General features: G+C 70.0%; 1 protein-coding gene. It reads right to left on the reverse strand.

Features of this window, described 5'->3' with window-relative positions:
- The coding region (locus tag AAE045_RS24000) for a hypothetical protein (RefSeq protein WP_455549804.1) at positions 1–570 on the reverse strand (570 nt) is incomplete at both ends.

The following is a 570-nucleotide window of genomic DNA, read 5'->3' on the forward strand; positions in this document are numbered from 1 at the left end:
GGGAACGGCAGGAAGCGACGCTGGCGTGGCGCCAGGAAATCGCCCTTGTCGCTGCGATGGCCGATCTGCGTGGGCAGGCCGGCGATCAGCGCGCGGTGCAGGGTCTGGTACGCCGCGGCGCGCACCTTGTCGCTGAACGCGCTGCGTGCCTCGGGATCGGCACCGTTGCCGGGCGCGGCCTTGTTCCCGGCAGGCGCCGGTTCGGATTTCCCTTCGCGGGCCAGGCGCGCGGCACGGTGCTGCTGGCCACGCGTCGCCTTGATCCTGGCCTCGTCATCGCGCGCCGGCGCCGGTGCCGAGGAACCGGCCAGCAACGGCGCCAACGAGGTCTCGGCCGGCTCTTCATTCCAGCCCAGTTCTTCGCACAGCACGCGCAGTTGGCGATGCAGTTCCCGCCATTCGCGCATGCGCAGGAAACCAAGAAAATGTCGCCCACACCAGTCGCGCAGCTTGGACTGGGTGAGATCTTCGTGGGCCTGGCGGTAGCCGTCCCACAGGCGCAGCACGCCGACGAATTCCGAGCGCCCATCGGCGAACAGCGCATGTGCGTTGTCCGCGGCGGCGCGCGCT

The organism is Dryocola clanedunensis (assembly GCF_038405435.1).
Classification (GTDB): domain Bacteria; phylum Pseudomonadota; class Gammaproteobacteria; order Enterobacterales; family Enterobacteriaceae; genus Dryocola; species Dryocola clanedunensis_A.